The sequence below is a fragment of the Sandarakinorhabdus sp. DWP1-3-1 genome, assembly GCF_049896705.1.
Classification (GTDB): domain Bacteria; phylum Pseudomonadota; class Alphaproteobacteria; order Sphingomonadales; family Sphingomonadaceae; genus Sandarakinorhabdus.
In genome coordinates, this window is sequence record NZ_JAFCUV010000003.1 from 366412 (window position 1) to 384831 (window position 18420).

At 69.2% G+C, this 18420-nt stretch carries 19 protein-coding genes; 7 read left to right on the forward strand and 12 right to left on the reverse strand.

Annotation, left to right across the window (positions count from 1 at the left end; all coding sequences use genetic code 11):
- Position 1: 1 nt before the first annotated feature.
- The 3 genes from ACP7AI_RS15505 to ACP7AI_RS15515 all read right to left on the reverse strand — a co-directional run bounded on the left by ACP7AI_RS15505 (position 2) and on the right by ACP7AI_RS15515 (position 3481).
- Positions 2-463 carry a hypothetical protein gene (locus tag ACP7AI_RS15505; protein ID WP_426169234.1) on the reverse strand — a complete coding sequence of 154 codons (462 nt, stop codon included), beginning with the start codon at positions 461-463 and terminating at the stop codon, positions 2-4.
- Positions 464-468: 5 nt separating this feature from the next.
- Positions 469-2778, reverse strand: a complete 2310-nt coding sequence (locus tag ACP7AI_RS15510; protein ID WP_426169236.1) for a hypothetical protein — start codon at positions 2776-2778, stop codon at positions 469-471.
- 85 nt (positions 2779-2863) lie between these two features.
- On the reverse strand, positions 2864-3481 hold the full coding sequence (locus ACP7AI_RS15515; protein ID WP_426169239.1) for a TetR/AcrR family transcriptional regulator: 618 nt from the start codon (positions 3479-3481) through the stop codon (positions 2864-2866).
- A gap of 78 nt (positions 3482-3559) precedes the next feature.
- Here ACP7AI_RS15515 and ACP7AI_RS15520 point away from each other — a divergent pair, with 78 nt between their 5' ends.
- Positions 3560-4672 (forward strand): aldo/keto reductase, encoded by a 1113-nt coding sequence (locus ACP7AI_RS15520; RefSeq protein ID WP_426169242.1) that lies wholly within the window; start codon positions 3560-3562, stop codon positions 4670-4672.
- Between the two features lie 53 nt (positions 4673-4725).
- On the opposite strand, the gene ACP7AI_RS15525 is transcribed toward ACP7AI_RS15520, so the two are convergent.
- From ACP7AI_RS15525 to ACP7AI_RS15540, 4 genes are read right to left on the reverse strand one after another with little or no spacing between them, the layout of a single operon-like run.
- Complete coding sequence (locus tag ACP7AI_RS15525; RefSeq protein WP_426169245.1) at positions 4726-5616, reverse strand: LysR family transcriptional regulator; 891 nt, start codon at positions 5614-5616, stop codon at positions 4726-4728.
- A gap of 1 nt (position 5617) precedes the next feature.
- Positions 5618-6400, reverse strand: a complete 783-nt coding sequence (locus tag ACP7AI_RS15530; protein ID WP_426169247.1) for a hypothetical protein — start codon at positions 6398-6400, stop codon at positions 5618-5620.
- Positions 6400-7509, reverse strand: a complete 1110-nt coding sequence (locus ACP7AI_RS15535; RefSeq protein ID WP_426169249.1) for a CaiB/BaiF CoA transferase family protein — start codon at positions 7507-7509, stop codon at positions 6400-6402. Before ACP7AI_RS15535 ends, ACP7AI_RS15530 begins: the two co-directional genes overlap by 1 nt.
- On the reverse strand, positions 7509-8660 hold the full coding sequence (locus tag ACP7AI_RS15540; RefSeq protein ID WP_426169252.1) for an acyl-CoA dehydrogenase family protein: 1152 nt from the start codon (positions 8658-8660) through the stop codon (positions 7509-7511). Before ACP7AI_RS15540 ends, ACP7AI_RS15535 begins: the two co-directional genes overlap by 1 nt.
- 126 nt (positions 8661-8786) lie before the next feature.
- On the opposite strand from ACP7AI_RS15540, the gene ACP7AI_RS15545 reads away from it, so the two are divergent.
- The 5 genes from ACP7AI_RS15545 to ACP7AI_RS15565 are packed head-to-tail and all read left to right on the forward strand — an operon-like array spanning position 8787 to position 12255.
- Positions 8787-9329 carry a hypothetical protein gene (locus ACP7AI_RS15545; protein ID WP_426169255.1) on the forward strand — a complete coding sequence of 181 codons (543 nt, stop codon included), beginning with the start codon at positions 8787-8789 and terminating at the stop codon, positions 9327-9329.
- Positions 9329-9895: a thiamine pyrophosphate-dependent enzyme gene (locus ACP7AI_RS15550; RefSeq protein WP_426169257.1), complete on the forward strand. Its 567-nt coding sequence runs from the start codon at positions 9329-9331 to the stop codon at positions 9893-9895. The genes ACP7AI_RS15545 and ACP7AI_RS15550 overlap by 1 nt, the downstream gene beginning before the upstream one ends.
- A complete protein-coding gene (locus tag ACP7AI_RS15555; protein ID WP_426169260.1) occupies positions 9892-11028 on the forward strand; it encodes an NAD(P)/FAD-dependent oxidoreductase in 1137 nt (378 codons plus the stop codon). The genes ACP7AI_RS15550 and ACP7AI_RS15555 overlap by 4 nt, the downstream gene beginning before the upstream one ends.
- A gap of 10 nt (positions 11029-11038) precedes the next feature.
- Positions 11039-11818 carry an SDR family NAD(P)-dependent oxidoreductase gene (locus ACP7AI_RS15560; protein ID WP_426169262.1) on the forward strand — a complete coding sequence of 260 codons (780 nt, stop codon included), beginning with the start codon at positions 11039-11041 and terminating at the stop codon, positions 11816-11818.
- The gene (locus ACP7AI_RS15565; protein ID WP_426169266.1) at positions 11815-12255 is read left to right on the forward strand and encodes a VOC family protein; all 441 of its coding nucleotides are present in this window, start codon (positions 11815-11817) and stop codon (positions 12253-12255) included. The genes ACP7AI_RS15560 and ACP7AI_RS15565 overlap by 4 nt, the downstream gene beginning before the upstream one ends.
- On the opposite strand, the gene ACP7AI_RS15570 is transcribed toward ACP7AI_RS15565, so the two are convergent.
- The 4 genes from ACP7AI_RS15570 to ACP7AI_RS15585 form a co-directional block, all read right to left on the reverse strand.
- Positions 12252-13130: an alpha/beta fold hydrolase gene (locus ACP7AI_RS15570; protein ID WP_426169268.1), complete on the reverse strand. Its 879-nt coding sequence runs from the start codon at positions 13128-13130 to the stop codon at positions 12252-12254. The two genes, ACP7AI_RS15565 and ACP7AI_RS15570, sit on opposite strands and share 4 nt — an antisense overlap.
- Positions 13127-13924, reverse strand: coding sequence for a glutathione S-transferase family protein (locus ACP7AI_RS15575; RefSeq protein ID WP_426169270.1), 798 nt, complete (start codon positions 13922-13924; stop codon positions 13127-13129). The genes ACP7AI_RS15570 and ACP7AI_RS15575 overlap by 4 nt, the downstream gene beginning before the upstream one ends.
- A 66-nt stretch (positions 13925-13990) precedes the next feature.
- On the reverse strand, positions 13991-14992 hold the full coding sequence (locus ACP7AI_RS15580; protein ID WP_426169272.1) for a nuclease-related domain-containing protein: 1002 nt from the start codon (positions 14990-14992) through the stop codon (positions 13991-13993).
- A 94-nt stretch (positions 14993-15086) separates the two neighbouring features.
- Positions 15087-15848, reverse strand: a complete 762-nt coding sequence (locus ACP7AI_RS15585) for a dimethylarginine dimethylaminohydrolase family protein (protein ID WP_426169274.1) — start codon at positions 15846-15848, stop codon at positions 15087-15089.
- A gap of 391 nt (positions 15849-16239) precedes the next feature.
- On the opposite strand from ACP7AI_RS15585, the gene ACP7AI_RS15590 reads away from it, so the two are divergent.
- Positions 16240-16944, forward strand: coding sequence for a L,D-transpeptidase (locus ACP7AI_RS15590; RefSeq protein ID WP_426169276.1), 705 nt, complete (start codon positions 16240-16242; stop codon positions 16942-16944).
- A 1-nt stretch (position 16945) separates the two neighbouring features.
- Here ACP7AI_RS15590 and gatB read toward each other — a convergent pair whose 3' ends face one another.
- Complete coding sequence (gene gatB, locus ACP7AI_RS15595) at positions 16946-18412, reverse strand: Asp-tRNA(Asn)/Glu-tRNA(Gln) amidotransferase subunit GatB (RefSeq protein ID WP_426169279.1); 1467 nt, start codon at positions 18410-18412, stop codon at positions 16946-16948.
- Positions 18413-18420 lie beyond the last annotated feature (8 nt).

The window sequence follows — 18420 nt, forward strand, 5'->3', positions numbered from 1 at the left end:
TTCAGCCCTCCGCCGGCCCCAGCTGTTCGCCCCAATAGAGGCAGATCTCGCCGCCGGCCGGGATCAGGAACTTCTTGACGATGACGACCGACACCGCGGCGGCGATCGGCGGCGATACCAGCGGCATGATCAGCGCGGTGACCGCGGCGATCGCGGCGGCCTCGCTGATCCCGACCGCCGACAGCAGCTGCGTCCGCGTCGGGTCGTCGTCCTTGGCGCCGCAGACGAGATCGAACAGCGCCCGCGCCCATTTGTTGGCGATGCGCTCGCCGATGGTCTTCAGCTCGGTGACCAGGCCCTGGTGGGCGGTGTCGTAACCAGGGCTCAGCCGCGCATCGAAGGCCAGCACCGGGTTGCGCTCGATGGCCTTTTCCTGCGTGCCGATCAGCACATACAGCGCCGCCTCGTCGAGGCCGGCCAGGTCCTGCGCCGCCGCCACCGTTTCTGCCTGAATATTCGCCATGTCTGTCATCCGACGTCCTCCCTCTGCAAAGCTAGTCCATCAGCGCCGGCGGCAGGCGCCAGCATCGTGTCGCCCCGGCCATAGACCACATAGGTCAGCGCCAGCGGGCTGTGTGCCGTGTGAAACTTGCGGCGGCTCGCCAGCATCGCCGCGCCCAGCGGTTGCCCGGCCAGCAGCCGCGGCAGCAGGTCGCCGGCAAAGGCATCGCCGAACTGGGCATTTATCGGCGATTCGGTACCGATCACCGCCACCGCATCGCGATCGAGGAACACCGCCGGCAGCCCGGCGCGCGACGCCGGCAGCGTCGCCGCCGAATGGCACATGTTGAGGAACACCAGCGGGCGCCGGTTCGCCTTGAAGAAATCGCTGTCGCGCAAGCCCTGCTCGCTAAGCTCGCCGCTGCCGAAGAAGATGCGCGCACCCTGCCCGTCGGTGACCTTCAGCTGTTCGAGCAGCCGGTCCCACGGCGCCCGCGCCGCATCGTCGGGCAAGCCCTTGGCGGCGCCGCGGATCACCGCGGCGATATCGGCCGGCAGCCCCGACGCCGCCCCGCCCATGATGCCGTGGCAGAAGAAATAGAACAGCTCCGACGGGTCCTCGGCCGCCAGCGCACCGTCGATGTCCGTGCGGTCGGCGGCAATGGCCAGCGTTGCCGCGCGACCGGCCGCTTTTGCCAATGTCGCCGGATGGTCGACGAACTTGGCAAAGCCCGCGTCGACGACGGCGGTGATCCGCGGCGCGCCCGGCGGCGGCGGCGCCCGGCCCTGCTTGCGGGCGATCTCGATCCGGTACGACAGGCCCCAGAAGTGCGGCTCCGCCTCGGCCGGCGCCGGGGGGCAGACGATCGTCCAGGGGAACACGAAACCCCGCGCTTCTTCGGCGCAGGTGACGCGGATGATGCTGTCGGGCGGCAGCGGGCTGTCGGCGAGCAGCTTGCCGAACGCCTCGCTCGATCCGGCCTGGCTGCCGCGGCCATCCCCGAACAACAGCCGCCAGGCATCGCGGCCATGGGCGGCAAGCTCCGCGCTCGCCTTCCGGTACGACGGCATGCTCAGGCTCACCTTGTCGACCAGCGTGCCGATGACCAGCTCCGTCCAGTGGTTGCGGACGCCGGCGAGCAGGTCGGCAATGCCGGCCGGCAGCATCGTCTGCCCTAGCGGCAGCGCCAGCGGTGCCCGGCCATCGCGAGCCAGCGTCGCCTCGATGGCATAGCCGGCGCCGGCGGGCACGACATGCAGCGCCAGCACATCGCGCTCGGCCGCGCCCGCCGGGCGGGCGAACGGGATCGCCGCGTCGACGGCGCGAAGCCGCCATTCTCCCTGGTCACGCACCAGCTCGACATGGTCGAGCAGCGCCAGGTCGGCGCTCAGCAGTCGCACCTCGGCCAGCACGCCGTCGGTGACCGCGGCGTCGGTGCGAAAGCGGAAGAACGCCGGCGTGCTGTCGGCGTCATGCGGCCAGGCCAGCGGCAGCAGCATGTCCTCGAACACCACCCCGGCACGCGCCGTCACCCGCGCGTAGACGGTGATCGTCTCCCGCCCCTGCCGCGGTGCCGCGATGGCCTTTTGCGCGCCGCCGAACCCCAGGCGATCGGCCCGGATCGCCACCTCGATCGTATAGTCGGCATCCGCGGCAAGGGAGGCAGTGGCCGGCAGCCGCGCCTCGGCCGCGACGATGTCGCCCGCCGCATAATGATCGGCGAGCAGCGCCAGGTCGACGAAGCGCTCGGCCTCGCCATCCGGGCCCGGCTCGGCGCTCTCGGGGGTAAGCACCGTCTCGAAACTTTCGTCGCCGACGGACGCGGGGGCAGCCCCCGACCGGGCGAACCCCGGGTCGACATCGATCCAGCCCGTGACGCCGGCGCCGGCGACCTCGCGCGCCAGCCGCCCCGACACCGCCACCGATCCCACCAGCGCCCGGTCCAGCGCCAGCGCCGTCAGCCTGTCGACCGCGAAGGTGGCGATCGGCGCCAGCATGACCGCCGCGATGTCCTCCACCTGCTCGCGCTGCCACCGCACCGGCGGCTTCCTGACCTTCAGCCGCACGGGCCGATCGTCGCTGGCAGCGGCGAACGACTGTCGCCAGGCGGCCGCAAGCGCCGGCAGCTGCCCGGCCATCGCCGACGACGCCGCCGCCGGCGGTGCCGTCCACGACCGCTCCGCGCCGAGCGCCGCCATGGCCGCCGCCGCGCGCGCCGGGTCGAAGTCCGTCGTCCAGTCCCAGCCGGCCGCCGTCAGCACGCCGAGCGCCGCCATCGCATCCGACGCCTCGCGCAGCGAAGCCGCGCCGGAGACAAGCTGGACAAGCGATCGCACGGCTGTGGGCATCCCCGTTCGAAACCGGGCGTAATACTATCGCAAAACAACTTGCGACGCTGCACGGAAACGACTGGCAGTTGCGCTAGGCGCCAGGCCACGCCCGCATCGCGCCATCGACGATGCGCAGCAGCTTGTCGCGGCCGGCGCCGTCCTTGGCCAGCGTCGACATGCCCTGCACCACGGCGAACACCAGCCCGGCCATCGCGTCGGCATCGCTGTCGGCCGGCAGCACGCCGTTCGCGACGTCGCGCGCGATCCGCGCCCGCAGCGCCGCCTCGATGCCGCGCCGGATCGCCGCCACTTCCTCGCGCACATCGGCGGCGCTCGCCGAGCTGCTGACGATCGCGCTGGCGAGCAGGCAACCCGCCGGCGTGTCGTCGCCGGTGTCGCCCAGCGCCGCCGCGGTCAGCAGGTCGCGCGCCGCGTCGCGGGCACTGGCGGCGCCCGCGATCGCTGCGGTTACCGTCGCCGCGCCGCCCAGGTACCGATCGACCGCCGCCCGGAACAGTTGCCGCTTGTCGCCGAACGCCGTGTACAGGCTCGGCGGCGTGATCCCCATGGCGCGGGTCAGGTCGGCGATCGACGTCGCCTCATAGCCGTGCTGCCAGAACAATCGCATCGCCACCACCAGCGCGGCATCGCGGTCGAACGACAGCGGCCGGCCGGTTCGCCGGGCAACGACAGGCTCGGACAGTTTCATAGCGATCGCTATATATCGCTTGACGCGCGACGGCAATGGCGTCAGGTCTTCCATATCGATCGCTATGAAAGTCTGTCCATGTCGCTTGCAGATTACCGCACCCTCGGCCGCTCCGGCCTTGTCGTCAGCCCATTGGTGCTCGGCACCATGACCTTCGGCGTCGCGCGCTGGGGCATGGACCGCCCGGCCGCCGAAGCCGTGTTCGACGCCTATGTCGAGGCCGGCGGCAATGTCGTCGACACCGCCGATGTCTATGCCGGCGGCCGCAGCGAGGAGATGATCGGCGCCATCATCGCCGATCGCGGCCTGCGCGACCACATCGTCATCGCCACCAAATCGGGCTTTGCCAGCGGCACCGGGCCGCACGCCGGTGGCAACGGCGCCAGGCACATCCACACCGCCCTCGACGCCTCGCTGCGCCGGCTCGGCACCGATTACATCGATCTCTACTGGATCCATGTCTGGGACGGCGTCACCCCGGCCGGGGAGCTGCTGGAAACCATGGCCGGCCTCGTCCGCCAGGGAAAGATCCGCTATTGGGGCCTGTCCAACACCCCCGCCTGGTATGTCGCGCAGCTGGCGACGCTGGCCGCCGAACGCGGCCTGCCGGGGCCGATCGCCCTCCAGTATTTCTATTCGCTGGTCAGCCGCGAAGTGGAGGCCGAGCATCTGCCGCTTGCCCGCGACATGGGCCTCGGCATGATGCCGTGGAGCCCGCTTGCCTATGGGCTGCTGACGGGCAAATACAACCGCGCGACCGTCGAGGCCGGGGCCCCGCGCGCCGGCGGCCTGCCCAGCGACGCCGGCAGCGGCGCCGCCCGCGCCGAAGGCGACAAGCGGCTCGACGGCGCCAACCCGTTCGGCGACACGCTGTTCACGCCGCGCAACTGGGACATCGTCGCCGCGCTGCAACGCATCGCCACCGCGATCGAGGAACCCCCGGCGCGGGTGGCGCTGGCCTGGGTGCTGTCGCGACCCGGCGTCGACACCGCGCTGATGGGCGTCAGCCGGGTGGAGCAGGTCCATGACAACATCGCCGCCACCGACCTGCGCCTGTCGGCCGCCGACCTTGCCGCGCTCGATGCCGCCAGCGCGCCGCAGCAGGCGATGCTCTATGGCCTGTTCACCGCCCCGATGCGCAAGGCGGTCGTCTTCGGCGGCAGCGCGGTCGCCACCCGCGACGGTCGCTGACAAGGCGGTCCGCAGCCGCGTCCGCCCAAGGCGCACCGTGCGGCGTAGCGCGGTCAGCCGAGCTCCGCCACCGCCGCCCGCACGATATCGGCCACCGTGCGCGTCGCCAGCGACCGGCCGTCGCCGACCGGCATCGCCAGCACCAGTTCGCGGTCGAGCCGCGGCGTGATCGGCACCGCCAGCAACCGGCCCGCCGCCACCCTGTCGGCCACGGCATAATGCGGCAGCACCGTCATGCCGACGCCTGCCGACACGACATCGACCAGCGCCGGCCAGCTGTCGGCCTCCACCCGTGTCGACAGCGTCAGTCCGGCCACGGCAAAGCGTGCCTCCAGCAGCGCGCGCAGGCCATGCGGCGCGCTCGGCAGCACCAGCGGCTGCGTCGCCAGCCAGGCCAATGTTACCGATCGGCGCCGCTCCAGCCCCTGCCCCGGCGCCGCCACCGCGAACATCGCGTCGCTGCGCATCGCCTCGGCCGCCAGGTGCAGCGTCCGCGCCCGGCCATAGACGACGGCGAGGTCGATCTCGCCGCGGTGCAGCCAGTCGATCAGATAGCCGCCATAGGCATCGACCAGCCGCAGCTCGATGCCCGGATGATTGTCGACAACGGCGCGGGTGATACGCGCCGCCAGCGCCGCCGACACCGTCGGCACCAGGCCGACGACGACTCGCCCGATGGGCTCGCCGGCCATCGCCAGCACATCCTCGCGCGCCTGTTCCAGCCGCCGCACCAGCCCGGCGGTCCGCTCGAACAGCAGCTCGCCTGCCTCGGTCGGCACCATGCCGCGCCCGTGGCGGGTAAACAGCGGGGTCTTCAGGTCATGCTCGAGCAGCTTGATCTGCCGGCTCAATGCCGGCTGGGCGATGCGCAGCCGGTCGGCGGCCTTGCTCAACGAGCCCAGTTCGGCAACGGCGCGAAAGGTCTTCAGCTGGCGCAGGTCCATATCAGATCGCCGTCGCCCGCAACGTCGCCACCCCCGCGGCATCGTGCATGGCGAGCGTAGCCCCAGCCGGCGTCCGCACGCCGCGCGCCACGCCGCCGCCGCCGGCCAGCAATGGCGCCGTGGCGCGATAGTCGAACCGCGCCGGCGCGTGCCCCAGCAGCGTCGCCGCCAGGTTGAGCAGCAGCGTCGCCTGCAACGGGCCATGGACGACAAGGTCGGCATAGCCCTCCACATCCCGGGCATAGTCGCGGTCGTAGTGGATGCGATGGGCGTTGAAGGTCAGCGCCGAATAGCGCAGCAGCAGCGTCGTCGGCGTCGCGATGGGCCATTCCAGGTCGGCCGGCGGCAACGCATCGGCAACCGCGGCCGGCTGGCCCGCCACCGCCGGGCCAAGAAAGGCGATGTCCTGCCGCTCGCTCAGCACCTCGGCGCCGTCCACCGACAGCCGATGCGCCGCTCCGCTGAGGCAAAGCGGCCCCGCCGACCCGGTCTTGAACATCAGCGGCAGCAGCGTCGATACGCGCGTGACCTCCACATCCAGCCGCAACGGCGCGCGAAGATCGACCGCGCCGCCGACCCACATCCGTCGCGGATAGGTCGCCATGTCGACATCGTGCAACCGCGGCCCATGCCCGTCCGGCCCCAGCATGGCCTGCGCCGCCAACCCCGGCGCCAGGCACCAGTGCAGCCCGAGCGGCGCCGTCCCCGCCGGCACCGGCGCCAGCCAGTCGCCCAACGTCGCCACATATTCGCCGACCAGCCGCGCCGAGACGCGGTCGCGCATCACGCCGCGAACTCCGCGCGGATCGCGGCGCCATGCTGGCCGACAGCCGGCACCTTGCCGGGCAGGTCGCCGTCCCGCCCCGCCGGTCGCGGCAGCCGGAATGCCCGCCCCCCCGCCTCCGCCGGGATCGTCCGCAGCGCCGGATGCACGGCGACGTCGCCGACCTCCGACACCCGCCCCCAGGCGATGCGCGCCGCCTCCAGCCGCGCCACCACGTCCGCGACCGGCAGCGCGCCGAACACGCCGGCGACGACCGCCGCCAGGGCGTCACGGTTGCTCACCCGCTCCGGATTGCCGGCAAAGCGCGGGTCCGCCGCCAGCGCCGCATCGCCGAGCACGCCGGCACAGAACCGCCGCCACTCGTCGGGCGACTGGATCGCCAGCATCACGCTGCCATCGGCGCAGGCAAAGGCGCCATACGGCGCGATCGCGGCATGCGACAGGCCATGCCGCGCGGTCGTGCGGCCGAAATGCCCGAGGTGCAGCAGCGGCACTGCCATCCAGTCCGCCATGCCATCGAACATCGCCACTTCGATGGCCCGGCCGCGTCCGGTGACGCCGCGGCCGACCAGCGCCTCCAGGATCGCCGCATGGGCGTTCATCCCGGTCGCGATATCGGCGATCGACACCCCAACCTTGGCCATGGCGTCGGGCGTGCCGGTGACGGCGCAGATGCCGCTTTCGGCCTGCACCAGCAAATCATAGGCGCGCATGTCGCGATAGTCGCCGTCCTGCCCATAGCCGCAGATATCGACGGCGATCAGCCGCGGATAGCGCGCCACCAGCGCCGCCGCATCCAGCCCCAGCCGCGCCGCCGCCCCCGGCGCCAGATTCTGCACGAACACATCGGCACGGGCGACCAGCCGCTCGACCAGCCCGCGATCCTCCGCCGCCTTGATGTCGACGGCGATGCTTTCCTTGCCGCGGTTGATCCAGGCGAAATAGGCCGATGTGCCATGCACGGCGCTGTCGTAATGCCGCGCCGTCTCGCCCTCCGCCCGCTCCAGCTTGACCACCCGCGCGCCGCCATCGGCCAGCCGCTGGGTGCACACCGGTGCCGCCACCGCCTGTTCCAGCGACACCACCAGCAAGCCGTCGAGCGCGCCCATCAGTACGACCGCGGCAGCCCGAGCACATGCTCGGCAAGATAGGCGAGGATCAGATTGGTCGAGATCGGCGCCACCTGGTACAGCCGGGTCTCGCGGAACTTGCGCTCGATGTCGTATTCGGCGGCAAAGCCGAAGCCGCCATGCGTCTGCACACAGGCATTGGCCGCCTCCCACGACGCATCGGCGGCGAGCATCTTGGCCATGTTGGCCTCCGCGCCGCAATTGGCGCCGGCCTCATAGGCGGCGGCGGCGTCATGGACCATCAGCTCGGCAGCGCGCATCGCGGCATAGGCCTTGGCGATCGGGAACTGCACGCCCTGGTTGACGCCGATCGGCCGGCCGAACACCTGGCGCTCGTTGGCATAGGCGGTGGCGCGTTCGATGAACCATTTGGCGTCGCCGACGCATTCGGCGGCAATCAGGATGCGCTCGGCATTCATGCCGGTCAGGATGTAGCGAAAGCCCTGGCCCTCCTCGCCGATCAGGTTTTCGGCCGGCACCGGCACATTGTCGAACCACACCTCCGTGGTGGCATGGTTCATCATCGTCCGGATCGGCCGGATCGTCATGCCGTTGGCCAGCGCATGGGCCATGTCGATAATGAACACCGACAGCCCGTCGGATTTTTTCGCCCCCGCCGGCGCGGTGCGGGCGAGCAGGATCATCAGGTCGGAATGTTCGGCGCGGCTGGTCCAGATCTTCTGGCCGCTGACCCGATAGCTATCACCCTCGCGCTTCGCCGTGGTACGCAGCGCCAGCGTGTCGGTGCCGCTGGTCGGCTCGGTGACGCCAAAGGCCTGCAGCCGGATGTCGCCGCGTGCAATGCCGGGCAGGTACCGCGCCTTTTGCGCCGCGCTGCCGTGGCGCAGCAGCGTCCCCATCGTGTACATCTGGGCATGGCAGGCGCCGCCGTTGCAACCGGCGCGCTGCACCTCCTCCAGGATCGCCGCCGCCGCCGACAGCGGCAGGCCGGCACCGCCATATTCCTCGGGGATCAGCGCCGCGAGAAACCCGGCTTGCGTCAAGGCGGCGACGAATTCGGTCGGATAGGCCATGCGCGCATCGAGATCGCGCCAATAGGGCCCCGGGAATTCGGCGCACAGCCGCGCCACCGCCTCGCGAACCTCCGCATGATCGACCTGTCGCGCCATCGTCACCTCTATCCCACCGAGCCATAGCATTTCAGCACGACGAGGTGATGTCCTATCGATATCAGCTATAGCTGAAAGCCGATGTTGCTGCACGACACCCCGGCATCGCACCCTATGATGGCTGCCATGACCACCGCGACCGCCCTTTCGCCACCCGCAACCGAGCCTGCCTGGCCCGACCGGCTGCACACCCTGCTGCGCGGTGCCGGCGTCACCCAGGCCAGCTATGTCCCCGATGCCGGCCATGCCCGGCTGATCGAATTGCTGCGCGCCGACCCGGCGGTGACCGCGACGGTGCTGACCACCGAGGAAGAAGGCGTCGCCATCGCCACCGGCGCCTGGCTCGGCGGCGAGCGCAGCGTCATCCTGATGCAATCGAGCGGCGTCGGCAATTGCATCAACGCGCTGTCGCTGCCGGTCATCGCCCGCGTGCCCCTGCTGATGCTGGTGACGATGCGCGGCGAATGGGCCGAATTCAACCCGTGGCAGGTACCGATGGGCCAGGCGACGGAGGCGGCGCTGACGGCGATCGGCGTCCGCGTCTTTCGCGCCGACACGCCCGACGAACTGCTGGCGACGGTATCGGCGGCGCTGGTCGAGGCCTTTGACAGCGACCAGCAGATCGCCATCCTGATCAGCCAGAAGATGCTGGGAACCAAGACATGGTAATGGACCGCCGCGCCGCCGTGGCCGCGCTGCTGCAGGACCGCGGCGACACCCTGGTCGTTACCGGGCTGGGCTCCCCGAGCTACGACGTCCATGCGCTCGGCGATCACCCCGGCAACTATTACCTCTGGGGCGCGATGGGCAGCGCCGCGCTCGTCGGCCTCGGCCTCGCCCGGGCCCGGCCGGATGCCCGCGTGCTGGTCATCACCGGCGACGGCGAGCAGTTGATGGGACTGGGCGGCCTTGCCACCATCGCCGTCGCGGCACCGGCCCACCTGACCATCGCCGTCATCGACAACGGCCATTTCGGCGAAACCGGCATGCAGACCAGCCACACCGGCTTCGGGATCGCGCTCGATCGCGTCGCTGCCGCCTGCGGTTTCGCGGTCGCCGGCGTCGCCACCGACATGGCCGGCGTCGCGGCGATCCGCGCCGGGCTGTCGGCGCCGGGGCCACGGCTGCACGTCATCAAGGTCAGGGCCGAAAACCTGCCGCGCTCACTGCCGCCGCGCGACGCCGTCTTCATCAAGAACCGCTTTCGCCAGCACCTCGGCCTCGCCACCGCGTGACGCCGCCGGTCGTCATCATCGGCGGCGGCATCATCGGCTGCTGCACCGCGCTCCACCTGAAATGCCTCGGCCATGATGGCTACGTCACCGTCGTCGAGCGCGACCCCGCCTATCGCTTCGCCTCGACAACGCTTTCCTGCGCCTCGATCCGCACCCAGTTCGCCACGCCGGTCAATGTCGCGCTCAGCCTCTATGGCGCCGGGGTCCTCGCCGAACTGGCCGGCGAGATCGGCCTCGTCGATCGCGGCTATCTCGTCCTCGCCACCGCCGCGACCCTGCCCGCGCGCCGCACCGCGCTTGCCATGCAGCGCAGCCTCGGCGCCCGCATCACCGAACTCGACCCCGCCGCCCTCGTCGCCCGCTTCCCGTGGATCGACGCCGCCGACACCGCCATGGCGACCTATGGCGAGGCGCACGAAGGCTGGTTCGATGCCTATGCGCTGCTGATGGCCACCCGCCGCGCCGCGCAAGGGCTGGGCGTGCGCTTCCTCGCCGCCGAGGCGACCGCGATCCACGCCGCCGGCGACACCATCACCGCGGTCGAGACCGCCAGCGGCGAGCGCCTGCCCGCCGCCTGGTGCGTCAACGCCGCCGGTCCGCAATCGGCGCGCGTCGCCGCCATGCTCGGCGTCGACATCCCGGTCCGCGCCAGAAAGCGCACGGTGTTCCGCTTCAAGGCACCGCTCGACGGCAGCGCCATGCCGATGCTGTTCGACACTTCGGGTGCCTGGATGCGGCCCGACGGAAACGGCTTCATCGCCGGCATCGCCCCGGCCGACGATCCTGACGCCGACGGCGATTTCGAGCCCGACCATGCGCTGTTCGAAAGCCTGCTCTGGCCGATCCTCGCCGCCCGCGTGCCGGCGCTCGAACAACTGCGGCTGACCGGCGCCTGGGCCGGCCATTACGAGATGAACCTTTTCGATCACAACGGCATCGTCGGCGCCCCGCCGAAATGGCCTGGCTTCGTGCACGCCACCGGATTTTCGGGCCATGGCGTCATGCATGCGCCGGGCATCGGCCGCGCCGTGGCGGAGATCATCCTCGGCCTGCCGGCGACGATCGACACGAGCCCACTGGACTTTCGCCGCCTGGCGACGGCAACGCCGTTGCTGGAAACCGCCATCTACTGAAAGAACCGCCATGAAACTCGACAACCGCGTCGCCATCGTCACCGGCGCCGCCCGCGGCATCGGCCTCGCCTGCGCCCGGCGGTTCGCCGAGGACGGCGCCCGCGTGCTGCTGTCGGACATCGACCGCGCCGCGCTCGACGCCGCCGTGGCGCTGCTGGCGGGCGAGGGCCACACCGTTGCCGGCCACGTCGCCGATGTCAGTCGCCGCGCCGATGTCGAGGCATTGGTCGCCGCCGCCGTCGCCCGCTTCGGCCGGCTCGACATCATGCTCAACAACGCCGGCATCGCCCAGGTAAAGCCTTTCCTGACCGTCACCGAGGCCGATTTCGACGCGGTGCTCGGCGTCAACCTCAAGGGCGCCTTCTTCGGCGTGCAGGTCGCCGCCGCAGCGATGATCGCCGGCGGCCGCCCCGGCGTCATCATCAACATGTCGTCGATCAACTCGCGCATGGCCAACCCCGATGTCGCGACCTATGCGATCTCCAAGGGCGGGCTGAACCAGGTCACCGGCACCGCCGCGGTGGCGCTCGCCCCGCACGGCATCCGCGTCGTCGGCATAGGCCCGGGCACGATCATGACCGACATGCTCAAGGTCGGCTTCATGCACGACGACGCCTCGCGCCGCATGATCCTGTCGCGCACCCCGGCCGGCCGCTGCGGTGAACCGCACGAAGTCGCCGCCGTCGCCGCCTTCCTCGCCAGCGACGACGCCAGCTACATGACCGGCCAGACCGTCTATCCCGACGGCGGCCGCATGATCCTCAACTATACCGTGCCGGTGACCGAATGAGCCTGTTTCGCACCCTCCATCACGTCTGCATCGTCGTCCAAGACATCGATCGCACGGTGGCGCATTATGAATCGCTTGGGCTCGGCCCCTGGCTGGATTACCCGCCGCTCGACCAGTACACCGACCTCGACGTGCCCAGCCGCGGCGCCTTCCTCGGCATGCGCTACAAGTTCTGCGACATCGACAATATCCAGATCCAGCTCGCCCAGCCGCCCGCCGACGACGGCCCGCAACGGCGCTTCCTCGACGCAAAGGGCGAAGGCGTCTTCCACCTGGGCTTCACCGTCGCCGATTGCGACGCCGCCGAAGCCGAGGGCCGGGCGCTCGGCCTCGACGTGCTGATGCGCGGCCGCCGCCCCGACCGCAGCGGCTTCACCTATTTCGACAACGCTGCCGACGCCGGCGTCATCCTCGAGATCCGCAAGGCCAGGGCCTAGCGTTCCGCCAGGAACGCCCGCACCTCGGCGATGAAATCCGCCGTGCGGTCATGGTGCACCCAATGCCCGGCGCGCTCGTACAGCGACACCCGGGCATTGCCGAACAGCGCCGCCCGGCCATCCGTCGCCGGATTGCTTGCCCAGCTTTCGGCGCCATAGACCAGCAGTGTCGGGCAGGTGATCGCGCCCCATAGCCTTTCGAGGTCGGCATAGGCGATGTCGACACCCGAGAACGACCGCACATAATTGTCGAACTTCCAGCTCCAGCTGCCGTCCTCGTTCTGCAACATGCCGTGGACGGTGAGGTGCCGCGCCTGTTCGGGGCTCAGATGCTTGTTCTCGGCTTGCATCCGCGCCAGCGCTTCGTCGATGCCGGCATAGCGTTTCGGCAGCCGCCGGCTCAGCTCGCGCTGCTCGCCGATCCAGGTCCGTAACCGGTCGGCGGCATCGATGCTGCCCCGCTCTGCCAGCATCTTGGGCGACGGCCCCAGCCCCTCGATGGCGACGATCTTGCTGACATTGTCGGGGTACAGCCCGGTGTAGCGCAGCGCGATATTGCCGCCCAGGGAGTGGGCGACGATCGTCAGCGGCGCCAGCTGTTTCTGGTGGATGATCTGCGCCAGGTCATAAACGAACGCCGCCATCGAATAATTGCCGTCGGGCGACCAGGCGCTGTCGCCGTGCCCGCGCAGGTCGGGCGCGATGACATGCCAGTCACGCGCCAGGTCGGCCGCCACCCAGTCCCAGTTGCGGCAATGGTCGCGGCCGCCATGCAGCAGCAGCAGCGGCGGCGCCTCCGGGTTGCCCCAGTCGACATAGTGCAGCCGCAACCGCTGGCTGATGAAGCTGCCGGAACTCGGCCCGATCAGGCTCATGCCGATATCTCGCTCGAAAAGCGGATGGTGCCGGCCTGCAAGCCATCGACGAGTACCTGCAACCCGCCCGACCGGATCATCCATTCCAGCCGATGGTCGCGATATTCGCGCTGGAACCGCCCCGAAGCGATCGCCTGCGGCACAACCCTGGCCACCACCACTGCCGCCGCCTCGGCCTCCGCCGCGGTCTGTGCCACCGTCGGCCGCGCCAGACAGCGCGCCAGCCAGTCCGCCAGCCGGCTGCCCGGCGCCGGCGGCACGCCGAAACCGACGGCGCCCATCACGAATGGCACCACCGCGATATCGCCCCAGCCGAAATCGGCCCCGTTGAACCAGTCGGCGACACCCAGCTGCGCCTCCGCCCACGAATTCAGCCCGGCGATCTGCCCCGCCGCCCTTGCCAGCAACGCCTCGGCCTCGGCACCCTGCGCCCGGCCGAACACCCGCACCTCCATCATCCCCCAGACGACGGCCTCATACTGGGTGTCCATCACCTCCTCGATCATCCGCACCCGGGCGCGGGCAGCGGCGCCAGCAGGGAGCAACGCCGGGCTCGGCCAGCGTTCCTCGATATAATCCTGGATGATCGTCGAATCGAACACCGACACGTCGCCATCGACCAATGTCGGCACCTCGGCGCGCGGATTGGCGGCAACGAAGTCGCCGCCAGCCCCGCCGGAGCCCATGCCGTCGGGCGTCACCAGATCGAAATCGACGCCCTTCTCGCGCAGCGCGATCTTGTTCTTCTGAGCATAGGGCGAGAGCGGATGCTCATACAGCAGGGGCCTGGTCATGCCGTCACTGTCGGACAGCGCGCGGCAGAGGGCAAGCGAGCCGTGCCCCGGGCGCCTCTGAAGCCGTCAGCCAGGCAAAGCGGCCTGGCAGGGCTGACAAAGGATGGCGCCCGCGAAACGTTCGGCATTTTTGACGCAATAGCTTTTCACGCCGCTCGAAACCGGCCCGCCACACTGCTTGCAGTTGGCGGCGGGTGGCCGTGGCGCCTTGGCGGCTGCCAGCGGCACCACCGTAGGGGCCGCGGCAACCTCGGCGGGCGCCTCAGTCGCCGACGGCACTGCAGCCGCAGGTGCATGTGGCGGCTGCTGGGTCGTAGACTCCTTGCCGGCACGTGCTGCTGCCTCAAGGCGAGCATGCCAGTCGAAGACGATCGGCTTGTGCAATGCAAGTAATTGCCGGCCGATATCCTCGAGTGTCGTCGGGCTGACGATCTTGGCAATGTCCAGCGGGTTACCGCCCTCGTCGCTCCCGGTGACATGGTCCTTCAGATGCTCGCCTTTGATGACCGTCTCAAGACCAGGGAATGGCACTTTCGGTCGCGTAATCGCGCCATTGGCGATCAGGATAAGGCTGCGAAAGCGGGGTTTGAGCAGAAAGCCCAGCCTTTTCGGCATGGTCACCAGCCCGGCGTCGAACACGGTGCGCAAGAGCCTGACATGACGCTCATTCTGCTCGATCGGTGACGCCATACCGCGCGGCCGGCCATTGAAGAATGTCGTGAATTCGCGGCGGTCGTTGATCTTAACACCGCCCGAGCAGCTTTTGCTTTCGCACACCCAGATGTCCAGCATGCGGCCGATCAGAATATGGTCGATCTGCGCCACTAGGCCATCGTGTTCGATGCGCAGATCGTTGAGTACAATCCAGTTCTTGGAATCGCCGAAAAACGATTTCAGGTGATAGGCAACGCCCGCCTCGCCACGATCGCCAGCCCTGAGCTTTCGTATTTCGGTATCGATCTGCTGGCGATAACGTGAATCCGCCCGTGTATCGCGCATCAGTATTTCAAGCTTCTCGATGTCGCGATGCACACCTTCGTGTTGTTTCAAAATCACAGCAAGCCCCACCCACCAATGCCTGTGGGCTGTTTAGCAAGAGCGCAATCGATCCGACAAGCGGCGGATTTCACAGTTGTTTCTGTCTGCGCTTGGTCGCGCCGACTTAGTACACCAGACTCAGACACGTCAGCCCGGCCTCGCACTTCGCGAACTCCGAAATGTCGAGGTACTCCACCGCAAACCCCGCCGCCGCGATCCGCGCCAGCGTCTCCGCTCCCGTCGCATGGAACACGGTGTTGCCGACGGTCAGGCTGTTGCCGGCGAACGGCTCGCCCGGCGCGCTGGCGATGTGCCGCCGCCCGAACACCTGGGGGTCGATCCAGTCGGCGTTGACCAGCACGAGGTCATCGGCCAGCGCCGACACCGCCGTCTTCAGGTGCAGGGCATCGGCGAGCGGCACGCCCGTTACTCGGTAACCATGCGGCGCCACCGCGTCCGCCGCCTGCGCCACCGCCGCGGCGTTGGTGCGCAGGGTCAGCCCGATGAAGATGTCGCGCCCGACGACCATCACGTCGCCGCCGTCGATCGTGCCGGGCGCGGTGACGGTGAAGTGCGGCCGATCGGCCGGCAGGTGCGGCGCCATGTGCGCCACCTCCCCCTGCCGCGACACCGCCCCCGGCCGGGTCAGGATCACCAGCTGCGGCAGGATCACCGCGACATCCTCGACGAAACAGCTGTCGGGATAATCCGCCAGCGCCGGCAGCACCGTCACCCGCGCCCCGGCGCGCTCCAGCGCCGCCCGATACGCCGCATGCTGCGCCGCGGCGCGCCCCATGTCGGCCGGCACGCGGTCGATATGGGTCAGCTCTCCGCGATCGAGGAAGCCGGGCAGGCGGGTGATGGCGTGGATGGTACCGGCGGTCATGGCGGGCATATTGGCGGGCTGCCGAATGCCGCGCAACGACCCTCTCCCGCCTGCGGGAGAGGCGACTGGCGCACCAGCGCGGCGGGTGAGGGTGTATTCGCGCGCCGACGCAAGAGCAGGCCCTCACCCGCCTCTCTTGCAAGCGGGAGAGGGTTGACATTTATCACCGATTTGGTTATCAGAGCGAGCGTCTCGTTCTTTGACATCGCTGGCCACGACCAGGCACCGCCGAACAGCGGTCGCCGAACTGCAAACACGGTGACTTTCGAGACTTTCGTTGGATTGGCGCCGGCACCAACACACCCGCTAACCGCAGACCAAGGCTGTGCCGTAACGTCGCAGGTGTCTAAATAGCTGCCGGTTTTCAACAGATCGCAGCTAAGTGTTAATTATGTGTTTACCTATATGTTCATGTCCGACGTTCGGATGCAAATCGCTCCTCGCCGCAGTCCTTCTCCTCACCACGGCCACGCCCGCCGGCGCCTTCAGCCTAGCGTTCCCTGGACCCGCCGCAGCCGCGGATGCCGGTGTTCGGACCCTGTCGGCCGAAACCCGGCGCGTCGCCGACTGGGTCGCCGGATCGCACGACAATCGCGGCCTGCCCTACATCATCCTCGACAAGGCCGATGCCCGGCTGTTCCTGTTCGATGGCGGCGGCGCCTTGCAGGCTTCGGTGCCGGCACTGATCGGCGCCGCGACCGGTGACGATTCGGTGCCCGGCATCGGCAGCCGCCGCCTCGCGGCCATTCGCTCGGCGGAACGCACCACCCCGGCGGGACGCTTCCTGGCGACGCTGGGCCATGACAGTTCGGGCGAGGACCTGCTGTGGGTCGATTACGATACCGCGATCGCACTCCACCGCGCCTCCGATCGCAAGCCGGGCATGACCGCCAAAAGCCGCGTCGATCGACTCGCCACGAGGACGAGCGCCGACAATCGCGCTTCCTACGGCTGCATCGGCGTCACCACCGCCTTCTACGACGGCTTCATCCGGCCGGCGTTCGCTGCCGGCGGCATCGTCTATGTGCTGCCCGAAACACGGACGGCGACGGCGGAATTCCGGATCCCGGCAGCAGCCACCACCACCGGCGACTAGATTAACCCGCCAGCGCCGCCTTCAACCGTTCGTTGACGACGCCCGGGTTGGCCTTGCCGGCCATCGCCTTCATCGTCTGGCCGACGAAAAAGCCGAACAGCGCCTCCTTGCCGGCCTTGTACTGGTCGACCTTGTCGGCATTTGCGGCGATGATCGCGGCGATGGCGGCGTCGATGGCGCCGGTGTCGCTGACCTGCTGCAGGCCGCGCGCCTCCACGATCGCGGCCGGGTCCTCGCCGGTCTCGACCATCACCTCGAGCACCTGCTTGGCGATCGAGTTGGAAATCGCGCCGTCGCCGACCAGCTTCAGCAGCGCCGCCGCCTGGCCAGGCTTGACCGGGCTCGCCTCGATGCCGACGCCGGCCTTCTTCAGCGCGCCGAACAGTTCCGACGTCACCCAGTTCGCCGCCGCCGTGGCGAGGCTCGGCCCGGTACCGTCGAGCACTGCCTCGAAATAGCGCGCCGTCTCGACATCGGCGGTCAGCACCGCGGCATTGTAGGGCGAAATCCCCAGCGTATCGACGTAGCGTGCCCGCTTCGCCACCGGCAGCTCGGGCAGGCTGGCCAGGCATTCGGCGACAAAGGCATCATCGAACTCGACCGGCAACAGGTCGGGATCGGGGAAATAGCGATAGTCGTGGGCGTCTTCCTTGGACCGCATCGACCGCGTCGTGCCGCTGTTGGGGTCGAACAGCCGGGTTTCCTGGACGATGCTGCCGCCGGCCTCGATGACTTCGACCTGACGTTTCGCCTCGACCTCGACGGCCTGCATGATGAAGCGCACGGAATTGACGTTCTTGGTCTCGGTCCGCGTGCCGAAGGGTTCGCCGGCCTTCCTGACCGACACATTGACGTCGGCGCGCATCGATCCTTCGTCCATGTTGCCGTCGCAGCTGCCGACATAGCGCAGCAGCTGGCGCAGCGCCGCGACATAGGCCCCCGCCTCTGCCGGTGACCGGATATCGGGTTTCGACACGATCTCCATCAGCGCGCAGCCGGAGCGGTTGAGATCGACATAGGACATGGTCGGGTGCAGATCATGAACCGACTTGCCGGCGTCCTGCTCCAGATGGATGCGCTCGATGCCCACGGTTGTCCGTGCGCCGTCGTCGGTTTCCACATCCAGCGTGCCCTCGCCGACAATCGGGTGATAGAGCTGGCTGATCTGGTAGCCCTGCGGCAGGTCGGCGTAGAAATAATTCTTGCGATCGAAGCGCGACCATTTGTGGATCTCGGCGCCGAGCGCGAGGCCGGTCCGCACCGCCTGGCGCACGCATTCGCCGTTCAGCACCGGCAGCATCCCCGGCATCGCCGCATCGACGAGGCTGACCTGCGAATTGGGCTCGGCACCAAAGGTCGTCGCGGCACCGGAAAACAGCTTGGACTGGGCGGTGACCTGGGCATGGACCTCCAGCCCGACAACGATTTCCCAGTCGCCGGTGGCGCCCTTGACGGTCCAAGGTTTCATGTTCGCCT